The following is a 17,954-nucleotide window of genomic DNA, read 5'->3' as shown; positions in this document are numbered from 1 at the left end:
ATAAAATATTCAGGTGCCTATATCGGTGGTGTCCACCTCTTCCCATTCCGAACAGAGAAGTTAAGCCCACCAGAGCCGATGGTACTGCGGTAACACGTGGGAGAGTAGGTCGGTGCCAAATCTTAAAAGAAACCCTTTGACTTTTCGGTCAAAGGGTTTTCTTCGTTAAATAGAGGACCTTATGTTTAAGGTCATATAGTTTGAAATATTGAAACCAGTATACATTTAAGGTTCAAGGCGAAAAGGCTTAAGGTTCAGGGTTTGCCCTCCACCTTCGTACCTTCAACCTTTCTACCTCAATAAAATATTCAGGTGTCTATATCGGTGGTGTCCACCTCTTCCCATTCCGAACAGAGAAGTTAAGCCCACCAGAGCCGATGGTACTGCGGTAACACGTGGGAGAGTAGGTCGATGCCAAATCTTAAAAGAAACCTTGTAACAATTTGTTACAGGGTTTTCTTGTTTTATAGGGGTTTTCCTGTATAAAGGAAACTTTGCTACCTTATTACTGATAGAAGTAATAAAGAATCTTTTGTTCTCTATCTCTAAGATCATGTCATTTGCCATCAAAAATGCAGAGATCACTTCTAAAATATCTTCTTGTTAAAAAATGTAAAATCTTTCAAGCTCAACACAATAAAACCGTATTATTGCAGTATTACGTACATATCATTATGAATAAGAATCAGATCAAATTAATTCTCCTTACCCTGTTATGCTTAATTAACATAACGGTTTTTGGGCAAAATAAAAATGTACAACTTCCAGCAAACTGGTATAACCTCGATTTAATTGAAAATGGTTATTTTGGTATTAGCACTGAAAAAGCTTATCGTGAGTTACTAAAAGATAAAAAGCCTAAGCAAAATGTAATAGTAGCCGTAATTGATGGAGGAGTAGATACTAATCATCCTGATTTGAAATCAGTGTTATGGACTAATAAAAAAGAAATTCCGGGCAATGGCATAGATGATGATGGAAATGGATATGTTGATGATATTCACGGATGGAATTTTATAGGTTCAAAAAAAGGAAATCTTGAATTTGATAATCTTGAATTGGTTAGGCTGTTAAGAATTTATACCCCAAAATATCAGTCGACCACAAACCTTACTCCATTGGATAGTGCTCAGAAAGAGGAATTCAGGCTTTATAAAAAAATGGTTGGCGATTTTGGAAAAAAATATGAAGATGCCAGTAATACTTTTTCTGTTTTGCTCGCAATAAATAAAGTATTGGATTCTGTAGCTAGAACTGCTAATAAGCAGGTTCCATCTTATGAGGATATCGAAAGATATAAAGCAGATGATGAAGTAGAAGAGCAAATTAAAACAATTATCAGAAAAGGTTCAAAAGAAGAAGGTGGTTTTGAGAAATTCTATAAGAGTATAAAGGATGGTTATAAGCAATATGATGCCATGCTTAAATATAATTTGAATCCTAAGTATGATATGCGTGCCGAATTGGTTGGTGATGATTATTCAAATTCAAATGAGCGCAACTATGGAAATAATGATGTGAAAGGCCCTGACGCATTTCACGGTACACATGTTTCGGGAATTATTGGCGCTGACAGAACAAACGCTCTTGGCATAATGGGCGTAGCCAATAATGTAAGTATCATGGCTATCAGAGTGGTACCAACAGGCGATGAACGTGATAAAGACGTGGCTAATGGTATCCGTTATGCAGTTGATAATGGAGCCAAGGTTATTAATATGAGTTTTGGTAAAGGCTATAAATGGGATAAAAAAGTTGTAGATGAAGCAGTAAAATATGCAGAAGAAAAAGGTGTGCTTCTGGTTCATGCTGCTGGAAATGACAACCAGAATAACGATATCGAAGAAAATTATCCTAACAAATATTTTGATAGTAAAGAGGCAGAAGATTACAAGGAAGCTCATAAAAAACCAACAAGGCCAGATTTTATACCACCAAAACCAAATGCTCCAAACAATGGGACGGGTATGAGACCAACTATGGACAGATCTACTTTTGCTAAACCTATTCCGTTAGATTCAGCAAAATTTAAACTTCCACATGCCAGTAACTGGATTGAAGTAGGAGCGAGTTCTTATAAAGATGATGATAATTTAAAGGCTGGTTTTTCTAATTACGGAAAATATAATGTGGATGTTTTTGCACCAGGTTTTTTAATCAATTCAACCGTTCCAGATGGTAAATATGAGGAAGCCGAGGGAACAAGTATGGCATCGCCGGTGGTTTCTGGTTTAGCTGCACTAATATTAAGTTATTATCCTCATTTAACTCCAAAACAAGTCAGAGAAATTATTATAAAATCTGTTTCAAAAGTAACGCATAAAGTAAAATACAAGAATGAAAAGGGCGAAAACATTCGCGTATCTTTCAATGAACTTTGTGTTAGTGGTGGAATTGTAAATGCATACCAAGCACTTAAGCTTGCAGAAACATATAAATAGTTTTCGGTTTCAATTGGCAGTTAGCAGTTGCTAATTGAAATTGCTTTATTTTTTAATTGCTTTAATAAATTCCTGAAAGGTTCCGAAAGGATAATTTTTAGATTTCATCCATTCAATTAGATTATTCATCCTTTGAATCATTTTATTGCCCGTGTTTTTGCGCACATAACCAGGAAATCCAAACCGTTCGAAATCATCTAAATAAGTGAATTCCCAGGGATGAAAATAAATATTAAGGTATTTATCTTTTTTGTAAGTCCAGCTGGCCAATGATTTATAAATACCCAATGGCAGGTTATGAAAAGAGAGCCAAAAAAGTGGAAATCTAATCATCGGGCTTACTGATGCCGGAATTTGTAATACGTTATCTTTAGTAAAGTAAGTTCGGGAGATGTTAAAGTTATTATAGCGCCCGGGAAGATAAGTGGGATTAATGGAGGTATTATACGTATATCCTGCTTTTTCAATTTCCTGCTCATCTACAGGCATCATTCTGGCCATTCGGTATCCTGTGATTTCCTTGCCCGAAAGTTCTTCTAATTTCAATTTAGATTGAAGCAAATGTTCTGGTTTGAAATCTGAATGATAGTAACCATGAGATGCGAGTTCATGTCCACTTCTGGTAATCCTTTCAATTAAATCAGGAATGTTCTCGGCAAAAGTAACCGTACAGAAAAAAGTCGCTATAACCTGATGTTTATCTAAAAGATCTAAAATAGCTATGGTACCTGTACGGGAAATGGCAATTTGATCGGTAAAGGAAATATCTTTTCCGTATTCAAATGGCATATCAAATTCTTCAATGTCAAAACTTAAAAGCACCATTATTTAACAGGAATATTGGTTGAACGAATAATATAATTGGGGCGGTTTTTAGTTTGCATAAACATTTTCCCAACGTAAATGCCGATAATGCCTAAAATGATCAGTTGTAATCCGCCAAAGAACACAATGGTCATAATCATAGATGCCCAACCAGAAACCTCAACGTTATTTACAAAGGCATAAATAACATACGGAATATATAAAACAGAGGCCAGCGATAAAATAAAGCCTAAATAGACAGCTGAATAAAGCGGCTTAATACTAAATGAGGTAACGCCATGAAGTGCCAACCTAAACATCTTCTTAAGGGTATATTTGCTTTTTCCGGAGAAACGTGCAGCAGGATTGTATTTAATGGCAAATTGCTTAAAACCCAACCACTTTACCAAACCACGCAGAAATGGCTCGTTCTCCTGAAAGTTTCTGAATACATTTACTACTTTCTGATCCAATAAACGAAAATCTGCTGCTCCAGGTTCAAGATCTATATCAGATAACCAATTCAATATCTTGTAAAATAAATTGGATGAGCTTCGTTTGCCTTTTGATAAGTTTCTGTCTTCTTCTCTGATGGTATAAACCACTTCAAAACCTTCTTCCCATTTTTTTAGCATTTCGGGAATTAGTTCTGGCGGATGCTGCATATCACAATCCATGGAGATGACACAATCGCCATAGGCATGATCCATACCTGCTTTTACAGCCAGTTGATGACCAAAGTTTTTCGAAAACTCAAGGAAAAAGATATTTTCAGAAATAGAAGAATATTCTTTGATCTTCTCAAGGGTATGATCTGCGCTTCCATCATCCACAAGGATGATCTCATAGTTGTAATCGATTGTAGAGAAAACCTTTTTAATACTTTCAGAAATAACGAAAATATTATCAGCCTCATTGTAAGCTGGTATCACGATGGAAACTAATTTCTTCATTTGTCGGCAATCAAATAAGATTCAAAATCTTCTTTCATCATCTGATAAATAATGGTTAACCAAATAACAACGCAAGGTAGGGCTTTGAGTGAATATAGACGAATAAATTCTTTTACAGATTTCGGAAAAATATCTGTCGGGGATAAACTCGTTAAGATAAACGCAAAAATAAATAGAGCGATTACCCATTTACTTTTCGGATTTTGTTGAACCATAAACCAAATGGCCACACCTGCAAAAGCAATAATATAGGTTGGTGATTCAGAACCACTGCTAAAAATGACTGTAAATATTAAAGTGGAGGCCAATAACATCAATCGAAAGCCCAGATGTTTGTATTGTTTAATTCGCAAATATGGCAACCCAAAAAGAATAATGCCGCCAAGTAAAAATGGTGTATTTGAAATATTTACATCACCAGTCATTCTTCTGGCCATTCCCATAACCGAAATATCCTGAAAAGAGGTTAACGAAGCATTGGTAGAGTTTTTATGAACCAAAGAATGATACCAATCAGAATAAGACTGAATGATGAATTCCGGAGATGAAAAAATCATCGGTAGAGCAAACAACAAGCAGATGGCTACCAAACCAGCGATAATAAACTTAATTTTATTTTTACCAAAAAAGAAAAAAGCCAGTCCCACAATGCCGTACAATTTGATCAGGGTTCCAATGGCAATGAAAAAAGCAGATTGAACTTCTTTTTTCCTGATCAGATAAGAAAAGCTGAGTATGATCAGGCCAGTTAAGCCAATATTGAATTGAAAACTAAACAAAGCCGTTAATGCCTCATGTGCACAAATCCAGGCAATTATGGTTCGCTTGGTTTTAGATATAGGTAGGCTATAAATTCCCCAGAGTAAAACAGAAACATTTGTAATATTCCATAAAATCATGCCTAAGCCATCAGGTAGCAAAGCAAAGGGGGCAATGATTGCCGAAAACACTGGGCCATAATGGTTGCTGTCTGCATACTCATGATAATTATCATAAAGATTTTCAAGATCTACAGTATGCCAGTAAACATACTTGAAAATCAGGTAATTATTATAGGAATGATGCTGGTATTGTTTTAATCCCGCAATAATTGCCAATGCGATATAAATAACAATTACACAGTTCTTTTTGAGTAGAAAATTAAAAATTTTTTGGAGATTGAAATTTTTTAAGATAGCCATTACGATTACTGCTGCAATATAAGCATTTTTGATAATAGCTAATTACCACAAATTTTAATCATAAAGACCGGTCATTTAACCTAATCGATATAAGGAAATCAATTTCCTGCGCACCAAGCTGATTTATGCAGACTTTATTTTTATCTGCGTGATCAGCGGCATCAGCGGGAAATACCTGAAGAATCTCAACCTCATTTATATTGATTTTCATGACCAAGAAGTAGCTGCGAAGCAAAATGAATGATCCCTACATTGATGTGTTCGTACAATATATTGTTAACCAAGATTTTAAAGAAATAATATCCCGCAGATCGAAGAAAATCACGCGAATTTATTTTTATCTGCGTGATCAGCGGGAAATGCCTGAAGAATCTCAATATCATTTATTGATTTCATGACCACGAAGTAGCTGCGAGGCCAAAATGAATGATCCTTGCCATTGACGTGTTTTGTGATTACCGTTAATCATGATTTTAACTTAAATTCTTAAAGAAATAATGTCCCGCAGATCTAAGAAAATCACGTGGATTTTATTTTTATCTGCGTGATCAGCGGCATCAGCGGGAAACACCTGAAGAATCTCAACCTCATTTATATGACCACGAAGTCAAATGAATGATCCCTTAGAATGGCAAAAAATTGCACTTAACTTAATGACATTGTGTGAGAAGGATGAGAAAAACCTGAAAAATATTTGCACCCATGCAACTTAAATCCCAAATTATGCTTTTGATCGCTCATACTTACCCATTGTGTAACCAGAGTTTTATCATCTGATATTTCAATTTATTAAAACGTTTTAGTAGTTTCATTAAAAAATAGAATACATTTTATGTGGTTAATATGAATTCCAGAACAATTTTTTATTCATCAGTTGGAATAATTGTCTTGCTGATGCTTGGTTTAAGCAGTTTTAAAAGAGATGCTTCTTTTACTATCCAAAAATCAAAACCTGAGCGACCTAATATTGTAGTTATTCTTGCAGATGACATGGGTTTTTCTGATGCTGGTTGTTATGGAGGAGAAATTAATACACCAAACATTGATTATTTAGCCAATAATGGTATACGATACAGGCAGTTTTATAATACTTCAAGATGTTGCCCTACCCGGGCATCGTTATTGACCGGACTATATAACCAACAAGCCGGGATTGGTAAAATGACTGATGCCGAAAATGAGCTAGGATATTTAGGCCATCTTGCTGAGAATACAGTAACTATTGCCGAAGTATTAAAAGCTGCAGGCTATCATACTGCCATGTCGGGTAAATGGCATGTATCAAACACTTTGGTACAGAAAAATCCAAAAGATCAACTGGATTGGTTAAACCATCAAAAAGATTTTGGTGATTTTTCGCCTCTTGAACAATATCCAACAAGTCGTGGGTTTGATAAATTTTTTGGAACGATTTGGGGAGTTGTTGACTTTTTCGATCCGTTTAGCTTAGTAAGTGGCAAAACACCAGTTAAATCGGTTCCAAAAGATTATTATCATACAGATGCAATTAGTGATACAGCAGTGGCCTATATTAATTCATGGGCGAAGACTGAAAAACCTTTCTTTCTGTATGTTGCTCAAAATGCGCCACATTGGCCACTTCAGGCAAAACCTGAAGATATAGCAAAATATAAGGATACCTATAAATTGGGTTGGGATGTTATTCGTGAAGCCCGTTACCGAAAAATGATCAAACTTGGCCTTATCGATTCAAACATTACAAAATTATCGAAACCAGTTACTGATCGTGTTTCATGGAATGATAATCCCGATAAAATTTGGGATGCAGAAGCCATGGCTGTGCATGCAGCAATGATCGACAGAATGGATCAGGGTATTGGAAGAATTATCGGTGCGCTTAAAAAAACGGGTAAGCTCGATAATACGCTTATTATATTCTTATCAGATAATGGTGCAAGTCCGGAGAATGCCGCGGCTTACGGCCCAGGCTTTGACCGGCCAAGCGAAACAAGAGCAGGAACGCCAATAATATATGCAACGAAGAAACAAGTCCTTCCTGGTGCTCAAACCACATATAGCTCAATAGGAAGAATTTGGGCCAATGTTTCAAATACCCCTTATCAATATGCAAAAGCAGAATCTTTTGAAGGAGGCATTCATACACCAATGATTGCATATTGGCCAAAAGGAATAAAACAGCGAGGTAAATATAGCAACCAGATTGGTCATGTGATGGATTTTATGAAAACTTTTGTTGAATTAGCAAAAACAACCTATCCAATTCATTATAATGGTAAAAAGATTAAACCTACGCCTGGAGTAAGTTTAACTCCTTCATTTAATGGTAAGGAGAATTCAGGGCATTCAACTTTGTTTAATGAACATTTTGGAGCCAGGTATGCCCGTTCGGGAAATTGGAAATTGGTTTCTTTAAGTAATGACCCCACCTGGCATCTTTATAATTTGGCAATGGATAATGCTGAAACCAACGATTTGGCGGCCTCAAATCCAGACAAAGTTAAAGAGCTGGAAACTTTGTGGAAACAATGGGCGATGGCCAATCAGGTTTTTCCTAAGCCTGGCAATAAATAATAATTTAAACCGGATTTATTTAGTCAAATGTAAAGTGTTAATTCTTCTATTTCCAATCCAGTACATTAAGCTCATCCCCAACACTGATCATTCCTTTGCCCTGATGAATTAAATTCTGTCCGAACATAATTTTGTTATTTACGCGGCGATAATTAGCAAGGGTTTTTAAAGGTTCCTGTCCTTTAATGCCTGTTTGTTGATCGATGGTGATGAGCACGCATCTTGCACATGGTTTTACTGCAGAAAATAGAATATCATTCAAACAAAAAGTATTAAAACGATCTTCCACATGAGCTTCGCCACCAGAAAAAACAAGATTAGGACGGAATCTATCCATTGGAACAGAGACAGAAAGCTTTTGATTCAGGTGGTTTAATGAGGCCTCTCCAATAATTAAGCAAGGGTAACCATCGGCAAAGCTCACAATCTCATCATTTGGCGCATATCTTGGATCGACCTTTCTTTTTTCTTTCGCAGGCATTTTTACCAATCTGACTTTCATTTGCATAAAATCAGAAAACCACTTACTTACACTTTCGCTTACTTCTAAACCTTCAGAAAGATCATCCCAGATTTTTACTGAAATGCCTTCGCCAATAGTTTGCTCTAAAGGAAAAGATATTTTTTTATGAGGGTCTGCTTTATGAAAAACGATCAGCTCATCATTCTCGATGCTCACTTGTAATAAGGCCAGTTCGTGATGCTTTCTTTGAGTAATGAACATCCCTTCTTCATCAGTAAGCATCCATCTTCGATCATGTTGCAATCCTCTTTCTTCAATATGTGAGGTTGCTAAACTAATTCCTCCTAAAGATTTAATGGGATAAATGTATAATCCAGAAAGGTAAAGTTTATTCATGCCTTAAAGGTAAGAAAACGTTAAATCTATTGATTAAGGAAAAATAAATGTAACTTATTGATGATAATTCAATGATGAACACCGAAGTTTCTACTAACCAAAAAAATGCCCTTAAATGATGCTTATCGTATAATTCTTTAATTATCTGCTATTGTTTAAGTCTAAGCCTGTCAGGTAAATAGCTTTTGTTGTATTCTATATAGGAATATCTAAAGTCTTTATAATTCGTGTACTAATAAATATTATATTTATATTTGATAACCGTTTGATTAACGTTTATTGTTTTTTTGACGGTACTAATTTAAAACCAAATATAAATTATGAACAGACTTTATCTCACCTGCATGTTACTGTTGGCGGTGTTAACTGTCCAGGCACAGACCCGTAAACTTAGCGGAACAATCGTGGAGTCGGGTACCAATACCTCAATTCCTGGCGCAAGCATTTCCGTTCAGGGAACAAATTTGACTACAGTGACTGATGCCAATGGTAAATTTACTATTGAGGTCAGTAATGAAAGGCCTATAACCCTGGTTATCAGGTATGTTGGTTATGCTGATCAATCAATAATTGTCCAACCCAATGAACAGAACATCAGCGTTAAACTGACGGCGCAATCAAATGTTTTGGATGAGGTGGTAGTAGTGGGTTTTGGAACCATAAAGAGACGGGATTTAACTGGTGCTGTTGCTTCGGTTAAAGCAGCTGACATTGTTAGAGCACCTACTCACAATGCCATAGAGGCTATACAAGGACGCGCAGCCGGGGTTGACATTACCCGGAGCAGTGGAAATGCCGGCGCAGGCATAAATATTCAGATACGGGGGACACGTTCTATTTCCAATAATCCGTCTCCCCTCTACGTCATTGATGGCGTTCAGAACGGAGGCAGTATCAATAATATCAATCCAAATGACATTGAAACGATTGATGTTTTACAGGATGCTTCTTCAACGGCTATTTACGGCTCACAAGGTGCAAACGGTGTTGTAATCATTACCACTAAAAAAGGAAGTTCAGGAAAAGCAAGAGTTTCCTATAATGGCTATTATGGAATTAATGGGGAAACAGCTTTTCCAAATCCACGCCAAGGTGAAGATTACCTTACCTTAAGAAGGGAATCATTTCGGAATGATGCAGGAGTGATCACTCAAACTGATGCACAAATTTTCAATGGTGCGGGTGAACTTGCAGCTATTCAGGCCGGCGCTTTTGTAAACTGGGTAGATTTAGCCATCCGGAATGGCCGGCAGCAAAGCCATACCGTATCAGTAAGGGGTGGCTCAGAAACCACCAAAGCTTTGTTCTCACTAGGCTATTTCAATGAAGAAGGTGCCCTGAAAAATAATGACTATAATCGTTATAATTTTAGGTATAATATTGATCACAAGGTAAATGACTGGTTTAAAGCAGGAATAACGGGGCAACTGGCTTACAGTAAAACCAATACACGCCGCGATCCACTCTCCACAGCCTTAACCGCGATACCCTTGGGTACGCCCTATGCAGAAGATGGAAGTATTAATATTTTCCCGATGCTGGGTTTTGCAGCAGGTAACACCACGCTAAGCCCGCTTACCGATGAGAGACCAGGTGCAGCAATTGATGAAACGCTGGCCACCGAAGTAAATGCAACTGGTTATGCCGAATTAACGCCCATAAAGGGCCTTACTTACCGGATGAATTTTGGTACAGTATTGAGCAACAGCCGAAGAGGAATTTTTAACGATCAGTTTTCAACTGCACAAAACAATGTCAGGTATGCATCGGCCTCCATCACAAATAATAACGGCCGGTATTACAACTGGGATAATGTGATCACTTATACTAAAACGGTTGCCAAGCATAATGTGACCGCTACTGTTTTATCGAGTTATATTCATAGCGATGCCGATGTAAATACCTCTACCGGCATCAGGCAGGTGTTAGCCTCACAAGGTTTCAATAACCTTTTTGGTACCGAAGCATCGAGCCGCGTTACGACCTCAGGTTTTACACGTTACGATTTACTTGCTTTTGCCGGGCGTTTAAACTATAGCTATGCTGGAAAATACCTTTTACAGGCTACTCAACGCTGGGATGGTGCTTCTGTACTGGCACCCGGAAGAAAGTGGGATGATTTTGCGTCTGCCTCAGTAGGCTGGTTAATCAGTGAAGAGGAATTCATGAAAAGCATCAAACAAATCAATAATTTGAAATTAAGGGTAAGTTATGGTTCTGCAGGTAATTCAGGAAGTGTTTCGCCTTATGGCTCACAAAGTTTGATCAGCACTGTACCGATGGGGTTTGGAGAAGTGCCGGCACCTGCCTATGGTTTCAGTGGTGTGGTTGCCAATCCGGATTTAGGCTGGGAGCGATCAACCACGCTAAACACAGGTCTTGATTTCGGGTTATTCAACAACCGGGTTTCCGGTAATATTGAAGTTTACCGGACTAAAACAACCGACATTATATTGAGCAGAAGTCTGCCACTTTCTACAGGGCAAACTACCATTACGCAGAATATTGGCGCTACATTGAATACGGGTATTAATGCGAGCTTAACAACCATTAACTTCCAGACCAAGGATTTTACCTGGAGTACAACAGCAACATTTTCACGCAATAGAGAAAAAATTACCGCTTTGATTGATGGCCGGGACATTATTGCATCAAGTAATCCTGAAGAGAATTCGCTTTTTATCGGCTCTCAGGTAAAAGTATTCTACACTTATCGGAAACTGGGTATCTGGCAACTTGATGAAAATCCTGGGTTAGTAAGTCAGGCAGGCCAGGCCTTCAGATTCGGAGATATAAAATTGCAGGATGTAAATGGAGATAATATCATTGATGCAGCTAACGATCGTCAGATTATTGGAAACGTTCAACCTAAATGGTTTGGTGGATTGCAGAACAATTTCAGATACAAGAATTTCGATTTAAGCATCTTTTTGATTGCACGATATGGCCAAACTGTTAAAGCAGAATTTGTAGGACGATATAATCCAGGTGGAGTGGCGAACGGACCAGATAATTTTGATTACTGGACATTTAATAATCCTTCCAACGATTTCCCGCGCCCCCGTCAGGGCAATGGCATAGCCAATGTATATCCTAATCAGTACCAATCTCTGTTATATATCGATGGTTCATTTTTCAAGGTAAAAAACATACAGTTAGGTTATACGCTTCCTAAAAGCATAACCGATAAATTAAAAATAGGTTCGCTAAGGGCGTACGCAACTGGCTCAAATATCTATACCTATTCAAAAAACAAGTTACTAAGGGATTACGATCCGGAACGGGGTGGCGCAGAATCTTCACCATTGAGCCGCCAGTTTGTATTTGGTTTCAACCTAGATTTATAACTTTTAAGAATTTATTATTATGAAAAAGAATATATTTTTATTCGCGGCATTTTTCTCAACATGTTTTATTTCTTGTGAGAAACGTCTGAATGAAGTAAATCCAGGGGGCGCAACTGCAGATGCGACCTGGACCACTCCTCAGGGATTTGTTACTGCAGTTAACGGTGCCTATCAGGAACAAAGGGCATGGTATGGTAAAGAAGATGGTTTATTGGTTTCAGAAGGAGGTACAGACCTGTGGTTTAATGCCAACAAAGCTAATTACGCCAATCAGGTTACCCGTTATGAAGGCTTGTCGGGCGCAACCCCGAGTTCAACGCTGGCAGTGTTCAGATTGTTTTACCGGGCTATTAATCTTTGCAATGCAGGTATAAACCGGATTGATGGCGCGGGATTTACTGATGGTGCAGAAAAAAACCGTCGTTTAGGAGAACTGAGATTTTTGCGTGCTTTTTATTACTGGCATATTGTGGAACAGTTTGGTGGGGTCAGTTTGCGTACCAATGAAACCACATCTGTTGAATTAACCGCTTACCGTAGTCCGGTAAGTGCTTTTTATGATCTCATTATCGACGACTTAAAATTTGCCGCAGAAAACCTTCCTGTTGCCTCTTTCTGGGGTGCAGAATATAGTCGTGCGTCGAAAAAATCGGCGCTCGGTTTATTAGCCAGAGCATACCTTTCCAGGGCTTACTACGCCACCGGAACCGCACGAAATGAATATTTTACATTGGCACGTAATACAGCAAATGAGGTCATTACCCGTAAAGCTGAAATTGGTACAGATTTATGGACTTCGCCGGCCGATTTGTGGAATCCTGCCAATAACAAAAATAATAAAGAAGCACTTTACATTATTAGTAATTCAACAAATACAGCTATTGATTACGATGCAAATGCTAACCGCTTACATGCCTGGTTTCTTACCCAATACAGCAACAAGCCTGGATTGGTTCAAAGTATTCCCTATGGATTTGATGGTCAGCGCCGCCTGCAACCAACCCGTTATTTGCTCGATCTTTTCAATGAGCAGATTGATGCCCGTTATGCAGCAAGTTTTCAGGAAACCTGGATTGCAAACTCCACTACAAATGGAAGTACTGCATTTACCTGGACAGCTGCTCAGGCAACCACCTATGGCAAGGAGGCGAGCGTTGTGGGAACAGCAGTCGTAAGCGGAACGGGACTCTCTCTACAGATCACTAAAAATATTGTTGCTGATAAAGCCACCAGGCCTTATGTGGTGGTTGACCGCAATGACTTGTATAATACCAATGGCACGATAAAATCCCTGACTGATTTTGTTGCTTTAAGAAAATTTCTAGACAATACCCGAACCGTACCAAACTCACAGCCCGGGTTTAACGACATTATGGTAATCCGCCTGGCGGAGATGTATCTGATCGCAGCAGAAGCAGAGTTTCAACTCGGAAATTACGATGCGGCAGCGACACAACTTAATGTGTTGCGCACGCGGGCAGCAATCAAAACCCCTGTGAACCAAACAGCGGCAATGCAAACAACTGCTGCTGCCGTTCAAAGCGGAGGAATAGATTTTATTCTGGATGAGCGAGCCAGGGAACTCTGTGGAGAACAAATCAGGTGGTTTGACCTGAAAAGAACTTTAAGCGGCGAACAGTTTGTTGCACGGATTAAAGCTGCCAATCCTGATATTACGGCGGTTCAGGCCTATCATAGATTGAGGCCAATACCATTAACAGAGCTCAATGCTTTACAAAATGCAGCTGAGTTTGGCCAAAATCCTGGATATCAATAGTATGTTTATTTCCAATACGATGAGCAGATGATTTTTCATCTGCTCATCTTTTTTCTTTTATATAATTAAACCGGATGGATAGTAAGCACCATTAACACTCTTAAATTGGATTCTAAGCACATTGACGACACACCAGCGAAAAGTGATTTAGGATTTTGATGTAAGAAAACTGGACTGACTTTTTATTTTTGGTACAGATTGACTCTAATCTTCCCCAACCTAAGAATTAAAGCCCGGTGTATACTTTGGGATGGAATCTGGTGGCTTTATTTGGCGAAATACACAAATTTAAGAGCTTTAAAATTTAATGATTGTTCCTCCAAATCAAAAACATCTCAATCTAGGAGAATTTAATATTTGAAATATCTATAGCAACCATCAGATCCTCTTTTGCTGGTTGATTATCAGCTGTTTTTTTATAAGCCCTTCTTTTAGCAGGCAGTTTAATTCCATCTGTTTCAACATAATTTAACAGTAATTGGGCCGCATGGAAATTTCCGGCAACATCAATAAAGTAGTCATGCCTTTTTAGGAGAAAGTCACTGCCAAAATAAAATTGCTGAGTAGAACTATGAGATGCTATGTATTGAGGAAATTGCACGGTTATACCCCTGCAAATTTCGCCATTAATTTCTAAAGGATTTATTTCTGTAACTTCAAAACCATCCATCAATAATAGGAAAGGTGAGGTAAGATAAGTCCAAAGCGCGTAACCATTAAAATAGGCCCTATCAAGAGCGTCCCAATTACCATTTGTCATATGTTGATGGATCTCACTTGCATTTCCAGTTCTTTCGAACAATACTTCCCCCTCGAGTGTTTCGATTGCTATCCTTTTCGCATTAAAGTTTGTCTTTTGGTTGGGGGCTCCGAAAGGCCGCATTGATGCATGCTGTTTGTGGAGTTCAACCATTTTTCTTGGGGAAAGATCCTGTGGGAAACCCTGCATGTCGAAAAGTTTGCCGCTGCTTACAATATCAAATTGTACTTTGCTTAGTTTACGCCAGCGACTTTCGCCACCATGGGCTTCAATGATTTTATTTAAAACCGTTTTCATGATAAGTTTTCATCCTGATTATTTGCTATTGAAATGATAATTTTGCCTTGAGCGGAACCATCTTCCATTTTTTTGTATGCATCATCAATACTGTCCATGGTGTAATCATTACCATCAACCAAAGGTTTTAAATCTCCGGTATCAATTAATTTTGATACTTCAGTTAATATCTTACCATGATGTTTGCGATGTTTGCCAGATATTAATGGATAAAGCGTAAAAACTCCGGAATAAGATGCCCCACGAAAAGAAAGTGGTGCTAAACTGTGCGAACCCCAACCGAGAATACTAATTACGTGTCCGGTATATCTTTTTACAGCAGTAAAAGAAGCGTCAAGAACGGTGCCGCCAATGGTATCTAAAACAACATCAAACCCCTCATCGTTGGTAAATTCTGTAATATATTCTTTCACGCTGTACTTTGTATAATCAATGGGTATAGCCCCTAAATTTCGAACAGTTTCTATTTGATCTGAACTTACTGTTGTATAAACAATTGCTCCTTTTGCTCTGGCAATTTGTATCGCTATATGACCAACTCCTCCGGCGCCACCATGAACTAAAACTGTGCTTCCTTTTTGTATATCGGCCCTGTCGATCATTGCTTCCCATGCGGTAATTGTAATCAATGGTAGTGCAGCTGCTTCCTTAAAGCTGATGTTTGTAGCCTTTAATGCCAATAGATCCGGATCAACAGCCGCATATTCTGCAAGAGTTCCCTGTGCACCTCCAATACCTCCAACCATTCCGTAAACTGCATCACCAACTTTAAAATTTTTTACTTCATTACCAACTGAAACAATGACACCAGACATGTCTGTACCTAGTATAGCATCTGGCATCTTTGTTTGTGCATGCGCTGCCTGACCGGATTTGATTTTTAAATCAAGAGGATTTACCCCACTGTGTGATATTTTTACCAGTACCTGCCTTTCATTTGCAATGGGAATTGGGATTTCTTCCATTATATAAGGCTTGTTGTATTGTTTAAGAATTAATGCTTTCATTGTTTATTTTTTTAAATTATCGATACAAAGTTAACTTGCCTCATAATTTAGAATGTTGTAATTTTACACCATTAAAGAGTATTTTTTTTCTATGATAAAGGACGTGTTACATCAGCCATTTGAATTAATTCTTAAAGAACCAATGGATGTATGTCCGAGAGGAATGCATCAAGTGAGTTTTTTTGAATTTGTATATATTGTAAAAGGAAAAGGGAAGCAACTCATTAATGAAACAAAAATAGATTATAGCACAGGTCAGTTATTTTTGTTAGCACCCGAAGATGGGCATGATTTTGTTTTTGAAACTACAACACAATTATTTTTTATCAGGATTGATCATATTTATTTAAAAGACAATTCTAAAAGTCTTCTGCAAAAAATTGAATTGATTTTAAATAATGTAAATAAAATCCCGGGCTGTGTTTTAAAAAAGAAGGAAGACAAAATAGCGGTGAATGCCATTATGAAAGCTATCATCTATGAACATCAAAACAAAACCCGCTATAGTCAGGAATTGATAAACAGTTATATTGGGACAATTTTGGTTATAGTAGCCAGGAATTTAATGATTGCAGTACCTGGTAAAATTGATGCCATGACCGATCACAGGATAACGGGTATTTTGCAATATGTACAAGCAAATATTTATAGTCCTGAAAAGTTGAGGGTAGCTGTTATAAGCAAGGAATTTAATGTATCTGAAACCTATCTTGGGAGGTTTTTCAAGAAGCAAACCAATGAAACCTTACAGCAATATATTGAAACCTACAAATTAAAATTGATTGAATATCGCCTGATTCAAAGTGATCTTAGGATAAATGAAATCGTTGACCAATTTGGTTTTACGGATAAAAGCCATTTAAACCGTTTCTTCAAAAAGTTTCATCAGGTTTCACCATCAGATTATAGAAAGAACAACCTCAATTGATCCCTGGCGGACTAATTCGGTTAGGAAATGATGTTCGAAATTTTGTAAAATTATATTTTTAACTTCATCAATATTAATTTCCCTTCCTAGTTCTTTGCTTAGGGTTGTTACCGCTCTATCAGGTTCATTAATTGCACAAGGGATAAAATATTGATAATATTTCATGTCATTAGAAATATTAAATGCAAAACCATGATTAGTAATCCACCTGGATAGATGAACCCCCACAGCGCATATTTTCTTTTTCTTACCAGATAATTTGTCATTAATCCAAACACCAGGAAATTCCTTGTCATAATAGCCTTCTACATCATAATTTTTTAATGTGTCAATAATAACTTTTGCCATTGTTTCGGTATACCACCTAATATCTGTTTTAAAATTTTCTAAATCGAGAATTGGATAACCAACAATTTGACCAGGTCCATGAAATGTTATTGCGCCTCCACGCCTGATATAGGATATATCCAACCCCACAGATTTAAGTTTGTCTTTGGCGATAAATAACTCTGATTCTTTTGCAGAACTGCCAAAAGTAAGGATAGGATTGTGTTCGCATAACACAAGTACGTTAGATTGGGATGTATCAAGGTTTTCTTTCTTCAAAAGTGCAATATTTTCTCTTTGCTCAATTTGAAAGTTTAATGCAAGATGATGCGGAATTAGCTTTAAATCAATATATTTAGTTCGTACTTTCATTTAATGGAACGATTAAAAATTAACGGTTTTTCTTTTCAGAATCTCGATTGAATGTAGGCAATTCAAAAATAGTATAGGTGTATGATTATACACTTTTAGGGTATTTTCACATTATCATAAATAGCAAAGCATATCACCAGAAAATGTAATTAATAGCTTATTGCTTTGATGAAGAGCCACTATTAATTGATAGTACAAACTTCCGTAACATGAATATGAAATTAGCCAAATTGGAGAATGTTGCAGCAGTTTAACAAATGTCAGGTGCTTAAAGTAGATAGAATATCAAAATTGAAAGTCAATTATGTAGAATCCTAATAATTATTTTCTTACATGCTCAATGAATAG

General features: G+C 37.4%; 12 protein-coding genes and 2 rRNA genes. 7 read left to right on the top strand and 7 right to left on the bottom strand.

The window, feature by feature from the left end; all coding sequences use genetic code 11:
* Positions 1-9 precede the first annotated feature (9 nt).
* From rrf (DU508_RS21015) to DU508_RS21005, 3 genes are all read left to right on the top strand, one after another.
* Positions 10-121 (top strand): 5S ribosomal RNA (rrf, locus tag DU508_RS21015).
* Positions 122-308: 187 nt separating this feature from the next.
* Positions 309-420: ribosomal RNA gene (rrf, locus tag DU508_RS21010) — 5S ribosomal RNA — on the top strand.
* A gap of 254 nt (positions 421-674) precedes the next feature.
* Positions 675-2,441 carry a S8 family peptidase gene (locus tag DU508_RS21005; protein WP_199562758.1) on the top strand — a complete coding sequence of 589 codons (1,767 nt, stop codon included), beginning with the start codon at positions 675-677 and terminating at the stop codon, positions 2,439-2,441.
* Between the two features lie 45 nt (positions 2,442-2,486).
* Here DU508_RS21005 and DU508_RS21000 read toward each other — a convergent pair whose 3' ends face one another.
* Genes DU508_RS21000 through DU508_RS20990 form a run of 3 tightly spaced genes read right to left on the bottom strand, consistent with a single transcriptional unit; the run spans position 2,487 to position 5,379 of the window.
* Complete coding sequence (locus tag DU508_RS21000) at positions 2,487-3,266, bottom strand: polysaccharide deacetylase family protein (protein ID WP_115404633.1); 780 nt, start codon at positions 3,264-3,266, stop codon at positions 2,487-2,489.
* Entirely contained in the window at positions 3,266-4,198 is a 933-nt protein-coding gene (locus DU508_RS20995; RefSeq protein ID WP_115404632.1) for a glycosyltransferase family 2 protein, read from the bottom strand. The genes DU508_RS21000 and DU508_RS20995 overlap by 1 nt, the downstream gene beginning before the upstream one ends.
* Positions 4,195-5,379: a glycosyltransferase family 87 protein gene (locus DU508_RS20990; protein ID WP_115404631.1), complete on the bottom strand. Its 1,185-nt coding sequence runs from the start codon at positions 5,377-5,379 to the stop codon at positions 4,195-4,197. Before DU508_RS20990 ends, DU508_RS20995 begins: the two co-directional genes overlap by 4 nt.
* A gap of 843 nt (positions 5,380-6,222) precedes the next feature.
* Between DU508_RS20990 and DU508_RS20985 the strand changes: the two genes are divergently transcribed.
* Positions 6,223-7,932, top strand: a complete 1,710-nt coding sequence (locus tag DU508_RS20985) for an arylsulfatase (RefSeq protein WP_115404630.1) — start codon at positions 6,223-6,225, stop codon at positions 7,930-7,932.
* A gap of 46 nt (positions 7,933-7,978) precedes the next feature.
* Here the strand turns inward: DU508_RS20985 and DU508_RS20980 are convergent, their stop codons facing one another.
* Positions 7,979-8,791: an MOSC domain-containing protein gene (locus DU508_RS20980; RefSeq protein ID WP_115404629.1), complete on the bottom strand. Its 813-nt coding sequence runs from the start codon at positions 8,789-8,791 to the stop codon at positions 7,979-7,981.
* Positions 8,792-9,111: 320 nt separating this feature from the next.
* On the opposite strand from DU508_RS20980, the gene DU508_RS20975 reads away from it, so the two are divergent.
* Together DU508_RS20975 and DU508_RS20970 are read left to right on the top strand one after the other, a co-directional pair.
* The gene (locus DU508_RS20975; protein WP_115404628.1) at positions 9,112-12,138 is read left to right on the top strand and encodes a SusC/RagA family TonB-linked outer membrane protein; all 3,027 of its coding nucleotides are present in this window, start codon (positions 9,112-9,114) and stop codon (positions 12,136-12,138) included.
* A 19-nt stretch (positions 12,139-12,157) separates the two neighbouring features.
* Complete coding sequence (locus tag DU508_RS20970; protein ID WP_115404627.1) at positions 12,158-13,915, top strand: RagB/SusD family nutrient uptake outer membrane protein; 1,758 nt, start codon at positions 12,158-12,160, stop codon at positions 13,913-13,915.
* Positions 13,916-14,255: 340 nt separating this feature from the next.
* Here DU508_RS20970 and DU508_RS20965 read toward each other — a convergent pair whose 3' ends face one another.
* Complete coding sequence (locus DU508_RS20965) at positions 14,256-14,972, bottom strand: HAD family hydrolase (RefSeq protein WP_115404626.1); 717 nt, start codon at positions 14,970-14,972, stop codon at positions 14,256-14,258.
* Complete coding sequence (locus tag DU508_RS20960; RefSeq protein ID WP_115404625.1) at positions 14,969-15,979, bottom strand: zinc-dependent alcohol dehydrogenase family protein; 1,011 nt, start codon at positions 15,977-15,979, stop codon at positions 14,969-14,971. Before DU508_RS20960 ends, DU508_RS20965 begins: the two co-directional genes overlap by 4 nt.
* Positions 15,980-16,070: 91 nt before the next feature.
* On the opposite strand from DU508_RS20960, the gene DU508_RS20955 reads away from it, so the two are divergent.
* Complete coding sequence (locus tag DU508_RS20955) at positions 16,071-16,907, top strand: AraC family transcriptional regulator (protein WP_115404624.1); 837 nt, start codon at positions 16,071-16,073, stop codon at positions 16,905-16,907.
* Here the strand turns inward: DU508_RS20955 and lipB are convergent.
* Positions 16,878-17,606, bottom strand: coding sequence for a lipoyl(octanoyl) transferase LipB (gene lipB, locus DU508_RS20950; RefSeq protein ID WP_115404623.1), 729 nt, complete (start codon positions 17,604-17,606; stop codon positions 16,878-16,880). The two genes, DU508_RS20955 and lipB, sit on opposite strands and share 30 nt — an antisense overlap.
* Between the last annotated feature and the right edge of the window lie 348 nt (positions 17,607-17,954).

This window comes from Pedobacter chinensis (assembly GCF_003339865.1).
Taxonomy (GTDB): domain Bacteria; phylum Bacteroidota; class Bacteroidia; order Sphingobacteriales; family Sphingobacteriaceae; genus Pedobacter; species Pedobacter chinensis.
The sequence above is the reverse complement of the archived record's forward strand: the minus strand, read 5'-3'. Positions and strand labels throughout refer to the sequence as shown.